14 protein-coding genes are annotated in these 17012 nt (G+C 68.0%); 4 read left to right on the forward strand and 10 right to left on the reverse strand.

What is annotated here, in order from left to right:
- Positions 1 to 7: 7 nt before the first annotated feature.
- From ABD191_RS02625 to ABD191_RS02640, 4 genes are read right to left on the reverse strand one after another with little or no spacing between them, the layout of a single operon-like run.
- Entirely contained in the window at positions 8 to 1510 is a 1503-nt protein-coding gene (locus tag ABD191_RS02625; RefSeq protein ID WP_344076331.1) for a GH39 family glycosyl hydrolase, read from the reverse strand.
- A 1-nt stretch (position 1511) separates the two neighbouring features.
- Positions 1512 to 3170, reverse strand: coding sequence for an ABC transporter substrate-binding protein (locus tag ABD191_RS02630; protein ID WP_344076333.1), 1659 nt, complete (start codon positions 3168 to 3170; stop codon positions 1512 to 1514).
- 36 nt (positions 3171 to 3206) lie between these two features.
- Complete coding sequence (locus ABD191_RS02635; RefSeq protein ID WP_344076335.1) at positions 3207 to 4082, reverse strand: carbohydrate ABC transporter permease; 876 nt, start codon at positions 4080 to 4082, stop codon at positions 3207 to 3209.
- Positions 4079 to 5086 carry an ABC transporter permease gene (locus tag ABD191_RS02640; protein WP_344076337.1) on the reverse strand — a complete coding sequence of 336 codons (1008 nt, stop codon included), beginning with the start codon at positions 5084 to 5086 and terminating at the stop codon, positions 4079 to 4081. The genes ABD191_RS02635 and ABD191_RS02640 overlap by 4 nt, the downstream gene beginning before the upstream one ends.
- 408 nt (positions 5087 to 5494) lie before the next feature.
- Here ABD191_RS02640 and ABD191_RS02645 point away from each other — a divergent pair, with 408 nt between their 5' ends.
- Complete coding sequence (locus ABD191_RS02645) at positions 5495 to 5983, forward strand: nitroreductase/quinone reductase family protein (protein WP_344076339.1); 489 nt, start codon at positions 5495 to 5497, stop codon at positions 5981 to 5983.
- 423 nt (positions 5984 to 6406) lie between these two features.
- On the opposite strand, the gene ABD191_RS02650 is transcribed toward ABD191_RS02645, so the two are convergent.
- Positions 6407 to 7627 carry a tetratricopeptide repeat protein gene (locus tag ABD191_RS02650; protein WP_344076341.1) on the reverse strand — a complete coding sequence of 407 codons (1221 nt, stop codon included), beginning with the start codon at positions 7625 to 7627 and terminating at the stop codon, positions 6407 to 6409.
- A 60-nt stretch (positions 7628 to 7687) separates the two neighbouring features.
- Between ABD191_RS02650 and ABD191_RS02655 the strand changes: the two genes are divergently transcribed.
- From ABD191_RS02655 to ABD191_RS02665, 3 genes are all read left to right on the forward strand, one after another.
- Positions 7688 to 9283: a glycosyltransferase 87 family protein gene (locus ABD191_RS02655; RefSeq protein WP_344076343.1), complete on the forward strand. Its 1596-nt coding sequence runs from the start codon at positions 7688 to 7690 to the stop codon at positions 9281 to 9283.
- A gap of 146 nt (positions 9284 to 9429) precedes the next feature.
- Positions 9430 to 11439: a YfaP family protein gene (locus ABD191_RS02660; protein WP_344076345.1), complete on the forward strand. Its 2010-nt coding sequence runs from the start codon at positions 9430 to 9432 to the stop codon at positions 11437 to 11439.
- Positions 11440 to 11470: 31 nt separating this feature from the next.
- The gene (locus ABD191_RS02665; RefSeq protein ID WP_344076347.1) at positions 11471 to 11866 is read left to right on the forward strand and encodes a hypothetical protein; all 396 of its coding nucleotides are present in this window, start codon (positions 11471 to 11473) and stop codon (positions 11864 to 11866) included.
- A gap of 221 nt (positions 11867 to 12087) precedes the next feature.
- On the opposite strand, the gene ABD191_RS02670 is transcribed toward ABD191_RS02665, so the two are convergent.
- From ABD191_RS02670 to ABD191_RS02690, 5 genes are all read right to left on the reverse strand, one after another.
- Complete coding sequence (locus ABD191_RS02670; RefSeq protein ID WP_344076349.1) at positions 12088 to 12633, reverse strand: DUF1697 domain-containing protein; 546 nt, start codon at positions 12631 to 12633, stop codon at positions 12088 to 12090.
- Entirely contained in the window at positions 12630 to 13409 is a 780-nt protein-coding gene (locus ABD191_RS02675; protein ID WP_344076351.1) for an alpha/beta fold hydrolase, read from the reverse strand. The genes ABD191_RS02670 and ABD191_RS02675 overlap by 4 nt, the downstream gene beginning before the upstream one ends.
- Positions 13410 to 13708: 299 nt before the next feature.
- Positions 13709 to 14314, reverse strand: a complete 606-nt coding sequence (locus ABD191_RS02680) for a YdeI/OmpD-associated family protein (protein ID WP_344076353.1) — start codon at positions 14312 to 14314, stop codon at positions 13709 to 13711.
- A 298-nt stretch (positions 14315 to 14612) separates the two neighbouring features.
- On the reverse strand, positions 14613 to 15005 hold the full coding sequence (locus tag ABD191_RS02685) for a DUF5713 family protein (RefSeq protein ID WP_344076355.1): 393 nt from the start codon (positions 15003 to 15005) through the stop codon (positions 14613 to 14615).
- Positions 15006 to 15876: 871 nt separating this feature from the next.
- Complete coding sequence (locus tag ABD191_RS02690) at positions 15877 to 16947, reverse strand: cellulose binding domain-containing protein (RefSeq protein ID WP_344076357.1); 1071 nt, start codon at positions 16945 to 16947, stop codon at positions 15877 to 15879.
- Positions 16948 to 17012: the final 65 nt, after the last annotated feature.

Genomic DNA, 17012 nt, shown 5'->3' on the forward strand with positions numbered 1-17012 from the left:
GGCTAGGTTACTCATCGCCGCGCCCCAGCAGGTGACTGTCGGACCACCACGGCGGCGTCTCGTCCACCACGGCGCTGACCTCGACGAGGGTGACCTCGTGGCGGCCCAGCGCCAGGTCCAGCGTCACCCGGCCGTCGGCCACGGGCAGGCGCTCATAGCGCCGGACCGGTTCCGCCGCCTCCCGCAACACCTCAATCTCACGGGTACGCGGAGACAGCGGGCGACCCATGGCGCACCACACCGCGTAGGCGTTGCCGGCGTCCTCCCCCACGTGGGCACGCGCGACGAACGCGTCCGCCGCGCCCGCCAGCGGGACCGACAGCCGCACCCGGTGCCCGTCGCCCGGCCCGACGGCCGTGCCCTCGACGTCGACCGGGGCCCAGGCCAGCACGGCCAGGCGCCCGTCCGGGTGGCGGGTCACCAGGTGGTCGTCCCCGCGCGCGAGCGCCTCGCCGCCGAGGCGCGCCATGAACGCGTACAGGTGGTAGGTGGGTTTCTTGAGCTGGCGGTGGGTGAGCAGGCCGAAACCGCCGTGGAACAGCGCCGTCGGGATGCCCACCTCCTCGAACATGTCCGAGAACGTCCAGTACGAGAAGGAGTCCACATGGTCGCCGCCGCCCGCGAGGACGGGCGCCAGGTACGCGGCGTGGAACGCGGTGTCGTGGATCGGGTTGTCCGGCCGGTACGAGGAGTTGAACTCCGTGATGTGCACCGGCAGGCCGGCCAGCGCCGTGCCGGCGAGCGTCGCGCGCGGCTCCGCGAACTGGTCGAGCAGCTTGGTCGCGGGGGCGAGCGTCTGGTGCGTGCCGAACGGCACGTGCTGGGCGGGCCCGGAGGAGTAGGCGTGACAGCTGACGAAGTTGATCGGCACCTGCCTATCCTCGACGAAGTCCGCGAACCGCGCCATCCAGTCGCCTGCGCCCGGTGACAGGGCCGGCCCGCCGACCAGCAGCTCGGCGTCGACCTCCTTGACCGCGTGCGCGGTCACCTCGTAGAGGCGGTGGTAGGCGTCGCGGTCGGCGTCCTGCCAGAACGGGGCGAGGTTGGGCTCGTTCCACACCTCGATGGGCCACTGGCGCACCTCGTCGAGCCCGTACCGGTCGACGAGGTGGGCGACCGTGGCCTTCACCAGCTCCGCCCACCCGGTCCACGAGCGGGGCGGGGTGACGTTGCCCTGCCACCAGAACACGGTCTGGTCGCCCGACGCCAGGTCGTAGGGCATGAACCCCAGCTCAACGAACGGCCGGATGCCCAGCCCCAGGTACGCGTCGACGACCTGGTCCACGTAGGTGAAGGCGTAGCGTACCCCGTACTCGTGGGGTCGGTAGACGCCGACGCCGTCGCTGAGCAACCCGTGCCCGCGGATGTAGCGGAACCCGATGTCTTTCTGGACGAGCGCCAGCGAGTCCTGGTAATCGCGGCGCAGCGCCAGCTCGAACCGGCCGGTGCCGACGCAGAACCGCCACGCGTCGGGCAACCGGCCGATCGGATCGTCTGGAACGTTGATCAATTTAACCGTGGTTCTTCTTGTAGCGGTCGTAGGCGCCGTTGACCAGGGCGATGTACTGGTCCATGTTCTTGCCCTTGAGTTCGGCGACGTAGGCGTCCCAGTCCGACAGCGGACGCTGGCCGAGGATGAACTTGAGCGTCTGCTGGTTGACGTGGTCCTTGAGCGCGGCCTCCCAGAGGGTGGCCTGCTCGCGCTCCTCCGCGTTGAGCGGGCGTGGGGGTGCCACGGGCAGCGTCCTGCGGGCCCGCATCACCTTCTGGAACTCCTTCTCCTCGTCGGAGAACTGCGACTCCAGGTGCTGGGTGCTGCCGCCGTAGGCGAACACGCCGTTGAGGAAGCCGTACTCGACCTGCAGGTTCTTGGTACCGGTGGGGTTGATGCCGGCCCAGGTCACGTCGGGGGCGAGCTTGAAGTCGCCGGACGCGTAGCTGCCCGTGTAGGTGGTGCCCTGCACGCCCCACTTGGCGAACATCTGGCCCTCGTCGGAGTAGAACAGCCAGTCGATGAACTGCATCATGGCGACGAAGTTCTTGCTCTCGCGGGCCTTCGAGGAGATCATGACGCCGCCCTCCAGCCGGGTGCCCTCCTTGACCTCGCCCAGCGGGCCGATCGGCTGCGGGATCTTGAGGACCGTCGCGCCCGGGATCTTCTCCAGGTCCTTGCGGAGCTCGTTGACGATCGTCTGCGCGTTGGCGCTGATGACGAACGATTCCTCCTTGGCGAACTTCTGCCGGGCGAGGTCGTCGGTCTGGGTGAAGCTCTCGGGGTCGAGCAGCTTCTCCTTCACCAGCCCGTTGAGGTAGGTCACCAGCTGCTTGTACTGCTCGGTGGCGCCGGTGAAGACGAACTTGCCGGTCGCCGTGTCGAACTGGGCGTTGCGGTAACCCCAGCCGGCGTACGTGCCGTAGTTCTGCGCCATCACGTTGAGCAGGCTGTTCGCGCCGGGCTGCGGCGGGGTGCTCCACCGGTCGGAGAACGGGTAGTGGTTCGGGTGCGCCTCACGCATCTTGCGCAGCACGGTGGTCAGCTCGTCCCACGTCTTCGGCGCGGTGAGCTTGAGGTCGTTCAACACGTCCGTACGCACGGCGAGCGAGTAGTCGATCCAGACGTCCTCGTGCAGGCCGGGCAGCAGGTAGAACTTGCCGTCGTCCTGGCGGATGCCGTCCAGGTCGCCCTTGAGGTTCCACTTGGCGACCTTGTCCTGGAAGTGCGGCATCAGGTCGAGGTAGTCGCTGACCGCCAGGATGGCGCCGCCGGCGATGTACTGCTCCTGGTCCGGGTGGTACGTCTTCGGGATGATGAACGGGGCCTCGCCGCCGCTGATCATCACGCTGCGCTTCTGGTTGTAGTCGGCGCCCGGCACGACGACCGGGTCGATCGTGACGTTGGTCCGCTTTGTCAGCTCGGACCAGAACAGCCACTCCTTCTTGTACGGGTAGTTCGCGTTGCTCAGCAGCATCAGCGAGAAGGTGAGCGGCTCGGTGGCCTTGAACTGGTCGCCGACGCCGTACTTCTCCATGGCCCCGACGCGGTTGCCGGACAGGTCGCCCTTCTCCTGCGACGGCTCGCTGTCGCAGCCGGCGAGCACGCCGCCGGCGACGGTGGCGACGCCTGCCGCGCCTGCGGCGGCGAGGACCTGCCGCCTCGATAGCTTCTGCATGTCCTGCTTCCTTTCGGGGTGGACGGAAGGTGTGGGCTATCCCTTGACGGCGCCGAGCATCACGCCGCGAACGAAGTACCGCTGGATGAAGGGATAGACGAGCATGATGGGCAGGCAGGTGAGCACGATCGTCACCGCCTTGATGTTGGCCGCGACCTGCAGCGAGGTGTCGCTGGACGCGGACTGGTCGGTGCCGCTGGTGGCACCGGCGATGAGGTTGCGCAGGTAGACCGTCACCGGGAACAGCTCGCTGCGGTCCATATAGAGGAACGCCGAGAACCAGGAGTTCCAGTAGGTCACCGCGTAGAACAGGATCATGGTGGCGAGCACGGCCTTGGACAGCGGCAGCACGATCCGGGCCAACGTGCCGTACGTGTTGAGCCCGTCGACGGCGGCGGCTTCCTCAAGTTCCTCGGGCAGGCTCTCGAAGAACGCCTTCATCACCAGCAGGTTGAACACGCTGATGGCGTTGGGCAGCACGATGGCCCAGATGGTGTTGCGCAGGCCCAGGCCGCTGACGAGCACGTAGTTGGGGATCAGGCCGCCGTTGAAGAACATCGTGAACACGGCGATCCCGACGAGCAGGCCGCGGCCCTTGATGTGCTTCTTCGACAGCACGTAGGCGTAGCAGGTGGTCAGCACCATCGCGATCGCGGTGGCCACCACCGTGTAGACGACCGTGTTGCGGTAGTTCGTCCAGAACATCGGATCGGACATGACCGTCTCGTACGTGGTCAGGTTGAACCCCTTGGGCAGCAGGTTCACCTCGCCCGAGCGCACGTAGCGCTCGCCGCTGAACGACCGCGCCACGATGTTGACGAACGGGAACAGCGTGACCACGACGACGCCCATGAGGATCACGGCGTTGGCGACCTGGAAGGCCCGGTAGCTCCGGCTGGCCTTGATCTTCACCACAGGCTGGCCCCGACCGTGCGACGCGAGATGGTGTTGGCCATGAGCACCAGGAACAGCCCGATGAGTGCCTCGAACAGGCCGATGGCCGCGGCGTAGCTGAAGCTGCCGGAGACCACGCCGACCCGGTACAGGTAGGTGGAGATGACGTCCGCCGTCGGGTACGTCAGCGGGTTGTACAGCAGCAGGATCTTCTCGAAGCCGACCGCCAGGAACGTGCCGATGTTGAGGATCAGCAGCGTCACCATCGTGGGCCGGATGCCCGGAAGCGTGACGTGCCACGTCTGACGCCACCGATTGGCGCCGTCCATGCGCGCCGCCTCGTACAGGTTGTCGTCGACCGTGGTCAGGGCGGCGAGGTAGAGGATCGTGCCCCAGCCGACGGTCTGCCACATCTCCGACGAGATGTAGATGGTCCGGAACCACTCCGGCTTCTGCAGGAACGAGATCGGATCCTGGCCGATCGCCTTGAGCCCCTGGTTGACCACGCCGTCCATGGACAGCAGCTCGAAGATCAGGCCGGCGACGACCACGATCGACAGGAAGTGCGGCAGGTACGACACCGTCTGCACGAACCGCTTGAAGAACCGGTTGCGTACCTCGTTGAGCAGCAGCGCCAGGATGATCGGCATCGGGAAGATGAACAGCAGCGTGAGCAGTCCGATGACCATCGTGTTGGTGAACACGTGCCAGAACGCCGGGTCGTTGATGAACATCTTCACGTACCGCAGGCCGACCCAGTACTCGCCGAAGATGCTGCCGCCGGGCGAGTACCGCCGGAACGCGATGACGTTGCCGAGCATCGGCGCGTACCGGAAGATCAGGAAGAACAGCAGGGGCAGCACGGCGAGCGAGTAGAGCTGCCAGTCCCGGCGTAGCGCCCGCCGCCACGTCAGCCGCGCCGGCACCGTGGGTACGGGTGGCGGCCCGGGTGGCTGCCCACCGCGTCGGTCGCCAATGTCCCCGGGCCCGTCCAGGACGTCGGCTGGCAACTGCTCGGTCATGCCACCCTCTCTTGGCCAGCACGCAGTAACGGCGAGCCCACAACAGGTGACATCGCCGCCGAAAACTTTCGAAACATTCGGATGCCTGGGCGAAACTTAATGGATCGATAGGAGGTCGTCAATGGCATCTCAATAGTGCCTGGTTCGCCTCGATCACGTAGGGCCCGTCCAGCGTGCTCCACTCGAACCGTTTCGCACTGTGTAACGCGCGCGACCTCCGCAATTGGCGTCGCCATGACCGTCCGTCAGCCCTGCGCGAAACATAAGTATTCGATAGGTCGGAAAGTCTCGGTGCGCCCGGGCGTTTGGGCCATCGGCCCACCGGACGGGACCAATGCCCCTGCACCTCATCCACCGCCCGCAATACCGTGGAAGGGACATCTGAGCCGTCCATCGTGGGGAGACACCATGACCGGACCACGACCGACCGGGCCGATGGGGCATCTGCAGCGGTGGATGTACCGGCGCGGCCGGCCCAACGCCCTCGCCCGCGCGCTCAACCGCGTCTCGGCCGTGCACTTCGCGAGCGGCATCCTCGTGCCACGGCGCGGCGTCACGCTCGAAGTGCCTGGTCGTCGCAGCCGGCAACCCATCTCGTTCCCGCTCGTCCTCGTCGCGCTCGACGGCGAGCGGTACCTCGTCGCCATGCTGGGCGAGCGCACCAACTGGGTCGCCAACGTGCGGGCCAACGACGGCCGCGCCGTGCTGCGCCACGGCATCGCCGAGCCGGTGCGCCTCGTGGAGGTTGACGTCGAGGCGCGCGCGCCGATCCTGCGCCGCTTCCTCGAACTCGCGCCCGGCGCCCGCCCCCACATTCCGATCGACCGCCACGCGCCGGTCGCTGATTTCGCGGCGGTGGCTGCTCAATTCCCGGTCTTCCGGGTAACGGTCCCATAGGGCTCAATGAATTGTCGTCACATTGAATTCTCCCAATGCAAGAAAGTGCAGAGTATTTCGAGCGTAAACAGGAAACCGCGTTCCCAAGGTTCGCATCATCCGCCCAGCAGTTCCGTGTGACAGAACGCCGCTCCATAGCGCGAAGCAACGTTGCGGGCGGTCGCGGCGTGCCGTCAACGGGCGCGTGAGCCGGCCGTGACCTCGCCAAACGTCTCCGCAAGCCACACGAACCCTCCACATAGAACCCCGTTCCATGTTTCGAAATGCGATCATGCAAGGGTCGCCGTCGCGACGGCCGCACCCGGGAGATAAAGACCCACCGGATGCGCGTACGACGGTTGTCTTTCGCGCCTCGAACTCGCGGGCGCGACGAACTGCCGGTTCCGGCAGCGCTATTCCAGGCAGCTCGCGCGGGCGCCGACGTCACCCGCCGCCCGCGCGCAGGCTCGCCAGGGCGGACTCCCAGTGCCCCCGGAACTCGTCGCGCGCCGTCTCACCGGCCGCGTCGAAGAGGCCGACGGCCTCCCTCGCGGCCGCCACCCCCTCGCCGGTCCGGCCCTGAGCCACCAGGTGCGCGGCGTAGTCGGTGAGGGCCCGGCCGAGCCACTTCACCCGCTGGTACGGGTCGTCGCGCCACGTCGTGCGGAGGATGTCGACGGCCTCGCGGTACAGCGCGGTCGCGTCGTCGTCGCGGCCCGCCTCGCGCAGCCGGTGGCCGAGCGTGAGCGTGGCCCAGGCGTAGTCGACGTCGTAGCGGGCGCCGAACCGCTCCCGCATCATCTCGGCGTGGTCGACCGCGTCGTCCGCGGCGCGTACCGCCTCGTCCGGGCGGCCCTGCCGCGCGAGCCGGTTCGACAACTCCAGCAGCCCGACCACCCGTCGGGGCCGACGCGCGGGCGCGGCCACCGACGCGGCTGGTTGCTCGCCTCGGGACAGGTGGGCGATCGTGAGCCAGTCTCCGGAGCGCGCGACGTACCCGTACCGCTCGCTCAGGGCGTGCACGATGGCGGGCACATGGCCGGCTCCGTAGACGACAGCGACCTCGATCGGCTCCACCGCCCGCTCCTCGTGCACCTGGCACAGCGCGGCGACCAACCGGGCGTCCCGCTCGCCGAGCATCGCCTCGTCGAGTTCCGGCGCCAGGTAGGCCAGCTCCTCATCCGCCGGGGTGGGCAGGTCGTAGACCTCCATCGCCCGATCCCAGATCGCGCGGGTGCCGCCGAAGAGGCGGGCCAGGACGACGACCGGGATGAGGACCCACACCATCGCCCGGTCGCGCCATGGGGCCCGACGCCAGGCGGTCCGGAACTCGTCACTGTCAATGTCCGGATTCAGCACCGGCACCCCGAACGCGCGGACGTCGACATCCTGCACGACGAGGCCGGCGCGGCCGTTGAACTGTGATACGCGGTAGGTCGCCGCCAACGCCATCTGCAGGAGCACCCCACGGTTGGCCGACCCACGGCGGATGCCTTCCACCACGATCACGTCGGCGGTCCTCAGCCGCGCCGTCACCTGGGCGTAGAAGGCCGGTTCGGCGATGTGCAGCATGGGGTAGATGACGAACCGCAGCGGGGTGGCACGCCGCCGCAGGACGATCACATTGGACCGCACGGCCAGCCCGGTCACCTCGACGATCTGCACACCGCCAGGGTGACCGGTGCGCGCACGTCCCCTCGTGCGCCGGATCGCTACCGTGAGGCGGTGCCCGGCTCTCCCGCGCGGCGCCGACCCGCCGCCCTCGCCCTGTGGGGCGCGTTCGGCGCGATCGCCGTCGTGTCGACGGTGCTCGTGCTGCGTCGCCCCGCCGCCGAGCGCCTGTCGGACCTGCACATCTACTACGGCGCCGCGCAGGCCGTCCGGTCCGGTGACCCGCTCTACGACTACGTGGCCGGCAACGGCGGTCCCTTCACCTACCCGCCGTTCGCGGCGCTGCTGCTCCAACCGATGACGTTCGTTCCCGAGGCCGCCCTGCGGATCCTGTGGCTGCTGGCCACGTGCGCGGCGGCCGCGGCCATCGCGGTCGCGCTGGGCCGGACGGGCATCGTCGCGCCGGACCGGCGCCCCGTGGCGGTCGCCGCGATCGCGTGCGGGGTGCTGCTGTCCGCGCCCGCGCAGAGCAACCTGCGCTTCGGCCAGGTCAGCATCCTCATCGTGCTGCTCGCGCTCGCCGACGGCGCCGGGCTCACGCCGGCGCGGCTGCGCGGAGTCCTCGTCGGGGTCGCCGCCGCGATCAAACTCACGCCGCTGCTGTTCATCGTGTACTTCCTGCTCGCCCGCCGCTACCGCGACGCCGCCCGGGCCGTGGGGGCGTTCGTCGCGTGCGCGGCGGTGGCGTTCGCCGTGCTGCCGGCCGACAGCTGGCGGTACTGGACGGGCACGATGCTGCAGACCTCGCGCATCGGCGACCTCGCCTCGCTGGGCAACCAGTCCGTGCACGGCATGCTGCTGCGCGCGGGCGTGCCGGTGGACGCGCTGCCGCTCGTCTGGGCCGCCCTCGTCGCCGTCGTGTGCGGCGCGGCGCTGGCCCGCGCGCGCCACCTGACCCGGCACGGGCACCCCGCCCGGGCGACCGTGCTCGTGGGCTGCGCGACCATCGCCGCCTCACCCGTGTCGTGGACCCACCATCAACTGTGGACGGTCCTCGCCGCGATGGTGCTCATCGCGGCGGAGGGACACCTGCGCAAGGTCGCCGGGGCGGTGCTGCTGCTCGTCATGACGGCGTCGGCCGGCGTGCTGCTGCGCGCGGTCTCCACGTACCCGGGGTGGCAGTTCGCGCTGGAGAACGCCCGCGCGGTCGGCGCGGTCGCGGTGTGCCTGGCCGGCCTGGGCGGTGTCGTGGGCGTCACGGCCGTCGCGGTCGCGTCGGCGCGGCGCGGCGGCGGCGCGCGGACGTGGCTGCGCGCGGGCACCGCCACCGCCACCGTGCTCGCCTGTGTCGCCCTGCTGCCGCTGCCCGCCGCGGCCGACCCGACCTTCAAGGCCTACACGGCCGCCGACCTGACCAACCCGCGGTACTTCTACTTCGCCGGGGCGCTGCCGCCCGGCGTCCCGGTCGCCTTCGGCGTGCGCCGCGAGAAGACGAAGGTACGGGTGAACGGTGTCGTGGACCCGGCCGTGACCTGGCTGGAGTTCCGCTCGGCCCCCGGCGGCGCGGCCCGCGACATTCCCGTGCTGGTGGCCGCCGACGGCACGCGGACGTTCTCGTTCCGCAGCGCGAACCTCGCCCACGGCCGGCTGGTGGCCCTGGCCGGCGACGGCCGGGTGCTCGCCACGTTCAGCGACGAGTTGGACCCCTAATTAGGCCGTGGTCAGCAGCGGCAGCCGGATCGTCTGACTGACCGGCGGCCACCGGCGCCCGTCCGTGACCGTGCGGACAGCCGGAAACGCGTTTCTTCGATTGCAGGTGCTCCTTAGGATCTCCGGTATTCGAGGAGGATGACACGGTGGACAGTTTCGAGCAGTTCGTGGCGGATGTGACTTTGCGTCTGTCCGCGATGTCCAAGGGAGAGTTGTACGTCGTCGGCGACGGTCTCGACCGGGACTCACTCTGGCTCACCTTTCTCGAGTCGTTCCCCGCCGGCACCAATCCCCGGTTCCGTGAGCGGTCCGAGTACGACTGCTCGACCTGCCGCGGGTTCATCAAGAACTTCGGTAACGTCGTTGAGATCCACAACGGACAGGTCCGCTCGATCTGGTCGGGGGTGTCCGCGTCCGACCCGGTCTTCTCCGTCGTCGCCGCCGCACTGGACGAGTTCGTCGGCACGCTGCCGTTGTCCACCATCTTCCGGTCCGCCGAGGGGCAGTACGGGACGAGGACGACCCGGGCGCTGCGCGACGGCCAGGTCGAGGTGTGGCACCACCTGCACGGCCGGGTGGAGAAGCGGCATCGGACCAAGGACGTCCGCGCGGCACGGGGCACCTTCGACGCCGCCGTGCAGGTGTTCCAGCGTGGCCTGGCCGAGCTGACCCAGCACGCTCTGGACACCGTCGTCGACCTCATCGACGACAACGCCCTCTACCGCGGCACGGAGCATCGTCGGGCGGTGGCCGAGTTCCGGTCACTGCAGAACCGGTGGACGACGGCGACCGACAAACAGGCTTTCGTTTTCGCCAACGCCCTGAACCCGGCGGCCCGGTTGCGCAACACGGTGATCGGCACCCTTGTCCAGGATCTCTCCGTGGGCGTCGACCTGGAGGACGCGGTCCGGTCGTTCGAGACGAAGGTGGCACCGCAGAACTACCGGCGCCCCAGGGCGTTGATCACCCCGGCCATGGTCAAGGCTGCCATGAAGACCATCGACGAGTTGGGCATCGAGGAGTCGTTGCAGCGGCGGTTCGCCCGGCTGTCCGACGTGTCGGTCACCAACGTGCTCTGGGTCGACAACGACACGCAGTCGCGGATGAAGGACGGCATCGAGGGGCTGCTCATGCGGGCGGCCACCATGACGCCGCCAGGTGGGCGTCCTCGTGACGCGAAGCCGGAGGAGATTCCGGTGGTCGCCTTCATGAAGGACATCCTGCCCGGCGCCGCGACGATCGACCTGTGGGTCGCCAACAGCCACGAACCGCACTTCGTCAGTCTCACGACCGGTCGGCACCCGGCCGCCCCGCGGCTGTTCACCTGGGACAACCATTTCGGCTGGTCCTACAACGGCAACGTCACCGACTCGATCAAGGAGAAGGTCAAGCGGGCCGGTGGCAACGTCACCGGCAAGCTGCGGGTGAGCCTGTCCTGGTTCAACCATGACGACCTCGACCTGCACGTGTTCGAACCCAACGGCGACCACATCTGGTACAAGGACAAACGCAACAAGCTGGACGTCGACATGAACGCAGGCGGGCCGTTCTCGCGCGAGCCGGTGGAGAACGTCACCTGGACCAGCAACGTCCCCGACGGCGAGTACCGGATCGAGGTGAACCAGTTCCACAAGCGGGAAAGCACCGGGGTCGGCTTCGTGATCGAGACCGAGAGCAACGGGAAGATCGAGCAGTACCGCCACGAGCGGGCGGTCGGCCACAAGGAGACCGTCGAGGTGGGCCGGATGACGGTCGCCGACGAGGTGATCACCGCCTTCCGGCCGGGTAAGGACATGCAGCGCGGCAGCGCGAGCAAGGAGCTGTGGGGAATCACCACCGAACAGTTCGTACCGGTGTCCACCGTCATGTACTCGCCGAACTACTTCGACGACAGCGAAGTCGGCAACCGCCACTACTTCTTCATCCTGAAGGGGTGCGTGAACGACCAGCCGACCCGGGGAATCTACAACGAGTTCCTCCGTGGCGACCTGCAACCGCACCGCAAGGTGTTCGAGGTCCTCGGCGATCGCACCAAGTGCGAGCCGTCCCCGGATCAGCTGTCCGGCCTCGGCTTCAGCTCCACGGTCCGCAGCTCTGTCGTCGCCAAGGTGACCATGACCAGCGGCCGGCGCCACCTCCTCAGTATCCAGTTCTGACTTCCCACCCAACACCGGAGGAAGGTCCATCGTGACCATTTTTGAAAAGGCCACGCGGGAAAAGTTCCGCTACCCGTCGACCAGGGGACTGCTGACCACGGAACAGCTGTGGGAGCTTCCGCTGACCGCCAAGTCCGGCTTCAGCCTCGATGACGTGGCCAAGGCGGTCAACGCCGAACTCAAGGCCGTCGACACCGAGTCGTTCGTGGCCACCGAGGCCAATCCGGCCAAGGCAACCTTGGAGACCAAGTTGGAGGTCGTCAAGCACGTCATCGCCGTCCGCCTCGCCGAGGACCAGGCGGCGAAGGCGGCGGCAGCCAAGAAGCTGGAGAAGGAAAAGCTGCTGGCAGCCCTGGGCCGCAAGCAGGACGCGGTCCTGGAAAACCTCACCGAGGAAGAGCTGCTGGCCCGAATCAACAGCCTGTAGCCCGCCGACAATCAGCGTCTGCCTTCAGGTCCGCGCATCGCCGAGAAGTACGGTCGCCATACAAGACTTGTGCGACCAGGCCGGCGTCCCCGGCCACTTCTCGGCGAACTCACCCCGGTACGACAGCGAGCGCAACGCCTCTCACCGGCAAAGCCGTACGCCGTCGTCTGCGACGTAGGAGAGGATGCCGCGGCACCGATCGAGTCAGCGCTGCCGACTGCTCAGTCGTTCATGAGATCCCAGAGCTTCATGGTCGTGCTCCAGCTACGGATGGTCATGGACGTGTAGAGCGGAGACGACATTATCGCGCTCAGGCGGCTCTTGGTGCGTTCGGCGCTCAACCGCCGCGAGTAGATCACGCCGTCGCCGGGCCAGATGGTGTCGACGCCCTCGCGTGGGTTGAAGACGGCCATGGCATCCGACGTCGAGACGCCCATGAGGAAGATCGCATCGCTGTGGTACTTCTTCGGCTCGTCGCCGAAGCCCGTTGGCCGATTCTCAATGACCTTCTTCAGCTGGCCGCGCGTGAGCACGAGCACTTTGACCTTCTCGTCGTGGATGGCGAAGTTCTCCGCCAGGTCGGCGTCGATCCTCTTCTTGACGGTCGCGGCCGAGTCCGTTGAGTCGAGCAGCACATTGCCACTGTTGATGTAGGTCGCGACGCCGGTGAAGCCGAGCGCCTCGAGGCTGGTCCGCCACTTCGCCATCGCGACGGTGTTCCTGCCGCCCACGTTTAGTCCGCGTGCGAGCACGAGAAGGCGCGTCATGCGGCGAGCCTGCGGCGGATTTCCCGCGTGGTGCCAGCGGGGTCGATGCTGTGGTCGTGTGATTCGGGCACGACGATCAGCTCGGCGTTCGGCATGGCTTCGTGCAGCAACTCGACGGCACGCACGAGCATCGGGAAGGTCGGCTCCCCGCGCAGGATCGTGACCGGCACGTCGATCGACGTCATCGAGGTCGTCGGCGTCGACACCTCGCGGCTGAGGGTCGCGTCGTAGACGACCGACTGCGCCACCGCGACCAGCGACGGGAACATAGGGCTGTGTCTGATCTGATCGATGGTCTCGGCGGGCAAGCGGACCGCCTCGCGCTGGAACGTGGTCACGGCCTCGTCGGGCCTGCCCTCGCTGACGAGGGCCTGCAGCCGCTCGGGGAAGTCGTCGCCAGGATCCCCCTCGCCGAACAGGAACGGCGGCTCGGACAGGAACAGGTGCTTTACGGGCACGCCGTGAGCGGCCGCGAACAGCGCGAGCATCGCTCCTGAGGAGTGCCCGAGAACGGATGCCTCGCGTCCGACCGCTTCGATGACCGCGGCGAGGTCTTCGGCCTCGCGCTCGGGCGCATAGGGCTCGGTGTTGCCACTCGAGCCGCGCGCGCGGCGGTCGAGCGTGACGCCCTGGAAGCCCGACGCGGCGAGCGCCTCGGCCAGCGGCGTGGCGGCTTCGGCGGTCGAGAAGGCGCCGCCGACAATGACGATGGGCTCGCCTTCGCCGACCGTGTAGTACGCGATCAGGGTCCCATCAGCCGAGGTTGCGTGTGCCATTCCGCTATCCAACCACCGACCTACGACACACGGGCGGCGAGGAAAGGACCACGTGTCGACGGCCGCCCGGACCTTTTCTCAAGGTAACGCGCCATCGGCAACAGGTCAGGGCATCCGGCCGGCGGCGAGCCGCCGGCCGCTATTGCGTTGAATAACGACGAGCAGAGGATGCTCTGGCAGAGACAAGGCGAGGACATCAACGATGAACACAACCGGATGGCTGTACCGACGCGGGTACGCGCGAGGGTAGCCGGCCGCGACTGCCGACTCGCAGAGGCCGACCAGCGCGAAGGCGCCGGTTACGGCGGGTTCGTAGGTTTGGCTTTCTGCGGGTAGATCGTCTCGTGGCGGGCCAGCATGGCGACGAACTCGCCGATCTTTCGCTCGCGGGTCTGCGCCCGTTTGACGGCGTTGACCCGGTAGACGAGAGCGAACCGGTTAGTCTTGGTGAGTACGTCGAACATGGCTTGGGCGGCCGGAACGGCGGCGATGGCGGCGAGGAGGTCGGCCGGTGCCTCGGCCTCCGACGGCGGGGCGTAGGGCGTCGCCCACCGCCCGTCCGCTTTCGCGGCGTCGACCGCGGCCCGGCCCGCGGGCAGCATTCGGCCCTGTGCTTCCAGCCGGGCCACGTTGGAGACGTTGCGTTGTGACCAAGGGCTGCGAGGTCTCCGAGGGGTGAACCGGATCCAGGAGGTCTCCTCATCCCGTTTCCGGGCCTGCCCGTCGATCCAACCGAAGCACAGGGCCTCATCGACCGCCTGCTGCCAGGTCAGCGTTGTGACCGTGCCGCCCTTCTTGGTCAGGGCCAGCCAAACGCCGGGCGACGTGGTGTGGTTGGCCAACAACCACACGCGCAGCGCCCCGGCGTCCGCGACAATCAACTCATCCAGCTCGGCGCTCGCCATGACGGCAGGCTAACCGACGCGACGTTGCCGCAGCCTCTGCCTATTAGCCAGCATTGTCATGGTTGCAGGGAGATGTGGCGTGGCCGGACGACTCTTCGCGTGGTCCTCCAGCCGTTGTCGAAGCGCCTGACCGTGTCCTCGTAAGCCCCGCTCGCGACCGACCAGTTCCTGGCCATCGTCGACGAAGCCACTGGCCTGTTGGACGCTGAGGTCGTTCGACTGTAGTCCGACGCCGAACCGGCAGGTGGTTTCGCCCGAGAGGTCGATGAGTGCCGGTGCCACGTCTCGACTGTGTTGATCACCAGTCGCGCCACTCGCCTGCCGCTTCCTCGACGCCACGGCGCTCCAACAACGCCTCGACGTCGATGCCTGCCTCGGCGAGGACATCCTCGATGTACTCGCTCAGCTCTTCCCTCGTCATGGTCTCGATGTGCTGGCCGAAGTCCTGATCGATGCTGTTGAGAGTGACCACGACCCGTTCGACCGCGCCCCACACAGCCTCATCCGTCGGCGGATCCATACTTGCGATCTCCTGCTCGTACGCGGCCAAGGAGGCGTCAACCGCGGCGACGAACCCCGGCGGGAAGAACGTCAATGCGTAAGCGTCGTCCGACGACAAGGTTCCCGCGACGACCGCCGCCTCCTGCTCCGCTGTCTCTCGCTGCCATCTACGGGTCAACCGTTCGATCATGACGACAGAGTAGGGGTTTGTGGGTTCCCGATGCCCAGGTCGTGCCGTTACGACGAACAGGGTCGAGAATGCTGTAGTGAGTGAGCAGCGTCGGGACATCATCATCTACGGGCATGGAGTGGACGCCGTGGCGGAGGCGCTGCGCACGAGACTGATGCGCGCTTGAACCTGCTGTTCATACGCCGCACTGTCTGCACTTCGGATCGTCGGCGGGACCATCGACTCATCGCCCGATCCGAAAGCCACCTCGACAGCCCCTGCGCTTCCATGACATCTGCGCAGGCCAACGGAGACGGCGAAACGGGGGCACGCGTGGTTCAGGGCCGGGCAGAGGTCGACGAGACGTTCACCAGCTTAGGTGCGGCTACCGGCTTCATGTTCGGGCGCAGCGTCGCGACGACGTCCAGGCGATGGCTCGCCGGGGTCACGTTGCTGGTGGGCCTGCTGGGAGCCGTGGCCGTCGTCGCTGGAGAACAGCCCACCTACTGGGCTTGGTTTGCTGCTACGGCCGGCCTTCCTGGCCTGCCTCGCCACCGTCGTACTGCCGCTGGGCCTGTGGTTCGTGTTGGGCAGCGTAGACATTCTGCGTCCGGCGCAAGGGTGGCTGGCTCCCTACGCCACCGTGCGGAATTTGCTCTCCGGCCAGATGGATGCGCTCGCGTGGGCGCAGTGGTCCGTCGTCGTTCTGCTGTGGGGTGTAACGCTGAACACCGTAGGTGCGTTCCAGCTGAGGCGGCGTTTGGCTCGTCCCTGAGGCACCGGGTCCAGGCGCAGGGTCAGCGACGCCCTCTGAGGTGGGCCTGCCGGGCAGCGGGATGCCGAAGCCGACCATGCCGTGGGCGGGGCGCCGCAGGCGCCCCGCCCACGAGCGTCATGGGGTACGGGCGCAGGCCACCGTGGCAGCACCGTTGCTACCGGTCCAGGTGCCGATGAAGCCGAACGTGACGGACGCGTTCGGCACCAGTACGCCGTTGTAGGTCTCGTTCGTCACCGTGTACGGGCTCGCCGTACTCGTGGTACGGCCGCCCCAGACCTGGGTGATCTGCTGGCCGTTCGGGAAGGTCAGCGTCACGGTCCACCCGGTCGTCGCGGTGGTGCCCCGGTTGGTCACGGTGACCTGCCCCTGGAACCCGCCGGGCCAACTGTTGCCGACGCTGTAGGTGGCCGTGCAACTCTGGGTGTTCGCCGACGGCGACACCGGCGCGCTGGACGGCGGCGGGCACGGCGGGATGTACCCGGTGACCGGCGAGGTGAAGGCCGACACGTTGCCGGCCGCGTCCCGCGCGCGCACCTGGTACTGCACCAGGCCGCCCGTGGGCATGCGTTCGGCGTACGTCGTGCCGGCCATGGTCGCGATCAGGGCGAAGCTGCTGTTGCCGCTGGCCCGGTACACGTCATAACCGGTGACGCCGACGTTGTCGGTGGCGGCGGTCCACCCGACGCTCACGTCCAGGGTGCACGAGATCGACACCCACAGTCCGGTCGGCACGCTGGGCGGCGTGGTGTCCACCGCGGCCGTGGTGGGCCCGGCGCTCGTGGGCACCGGGCACCCCGGAATGTAGGCGGTCACGGCGGCCGAGTAGTCCGACACGTTGCCTGCCGCGTCGCGCGCGCGCACCTGGTACTGCACCATGACGCCGCTGATGCGGTCGGCGTACGTCGTCGAGGTCGTCGTGGCCACGATGCCGGAGTTGCTGCGGTAGACGTCGTAGTTGACGACGCCGACGTCGTCGGTCGAGGCTGTCCACCGCACCGAGACGTCCCGGTTGCAGTTCACCGACACCGACAGCCCGGTCGGCACGCTGGGCGGCGTGGTGTCCACCGAGGCCATGACGGGCACGGCGTTCCCCGCCTGCGCGGCCTGCGCAAACATGATCGTGAAGAAGGCTAGGACCGTGGCCAGTGCTGCGCCAACGGCCGGGACGGCTGGCCTTTTGAGCATGGAGTCTCCTCGTACTCGCGTCAGTGAAGGCCAGCTCACCCGACGGGCTTCAGTTGAATTGAAGC

The organism is Luedemannella helvata (assembly GCF_039528415.1).
Taxonomy (GTDB): domain Bacteria; phylum Actinomycetota; class Actinomycetes; order Mycobacteriales; family Micromonosporaceae; genus Luedemannella; species Luedemannella helvata.

Excerpts from the sequence above, each read along its gene's own strand:
- ABD191_RS02690 (WP_344076357.1), bottom strand. The coding sequence starts at position 16,947 with ATGCTCAAAAGGCCAGCCGTCCCGGCCGTTGGCGCAGCACTGGCCACG.
- ABD191_RS02640 (WP_344076337.1), bottom strand. The coding sequence starts at position 5,086 with ATGACCGAGCAGTTGCCAGCCGACGTCCTGGACGGGCCCGGGGACATT.
- ABD191_RS02680 (WP_344076353.1), bottom strand. The coding sequence starts at position 14,314 with ATGGCGAGCGCCGAGCTGGATGAGTTGATTGTCGCGGACGCCGGGGCG.
- ABD191_RS02630 (WP_344076333.1), bottom strand. The coding sequence starts at position 3,170 with ATGCAGAAGCTATCGAGGCGGCAGGTCCTCGCCGCCGCAGGCGCGGCA.
- ABD191_RS02675 (WP_344076351.1), bottom strand. The coding sequence starts at position 13,409 with ATGGCACACGCAACCTCGGCTGATGGGACCCTGATCGCGTACTACACG.
- ABD191_RS02645 (WP_344076339.1), top strand. The coding sequence starts at position 5,495 with ATGACCGGACCACGACCGACCGGGCCGATGGGGCATCTGCAGCGGTGG.
- ABD191_RS02685 (WP_344076355.1), bottom strand. The coding sequence starts at position 15,005 with ATGATCGAACGGTTGACCCGTAGATGGCAGCGAGAGACAGCGGAGCAG.
- ABD191_RS02670 (WP_344076349.1), bottom strand. The coding sequence starts at position 12,633 with ATGACGCGCCTTCTCGTGCTCGCACGCGGACTAAACGTGGGCGGCAGG.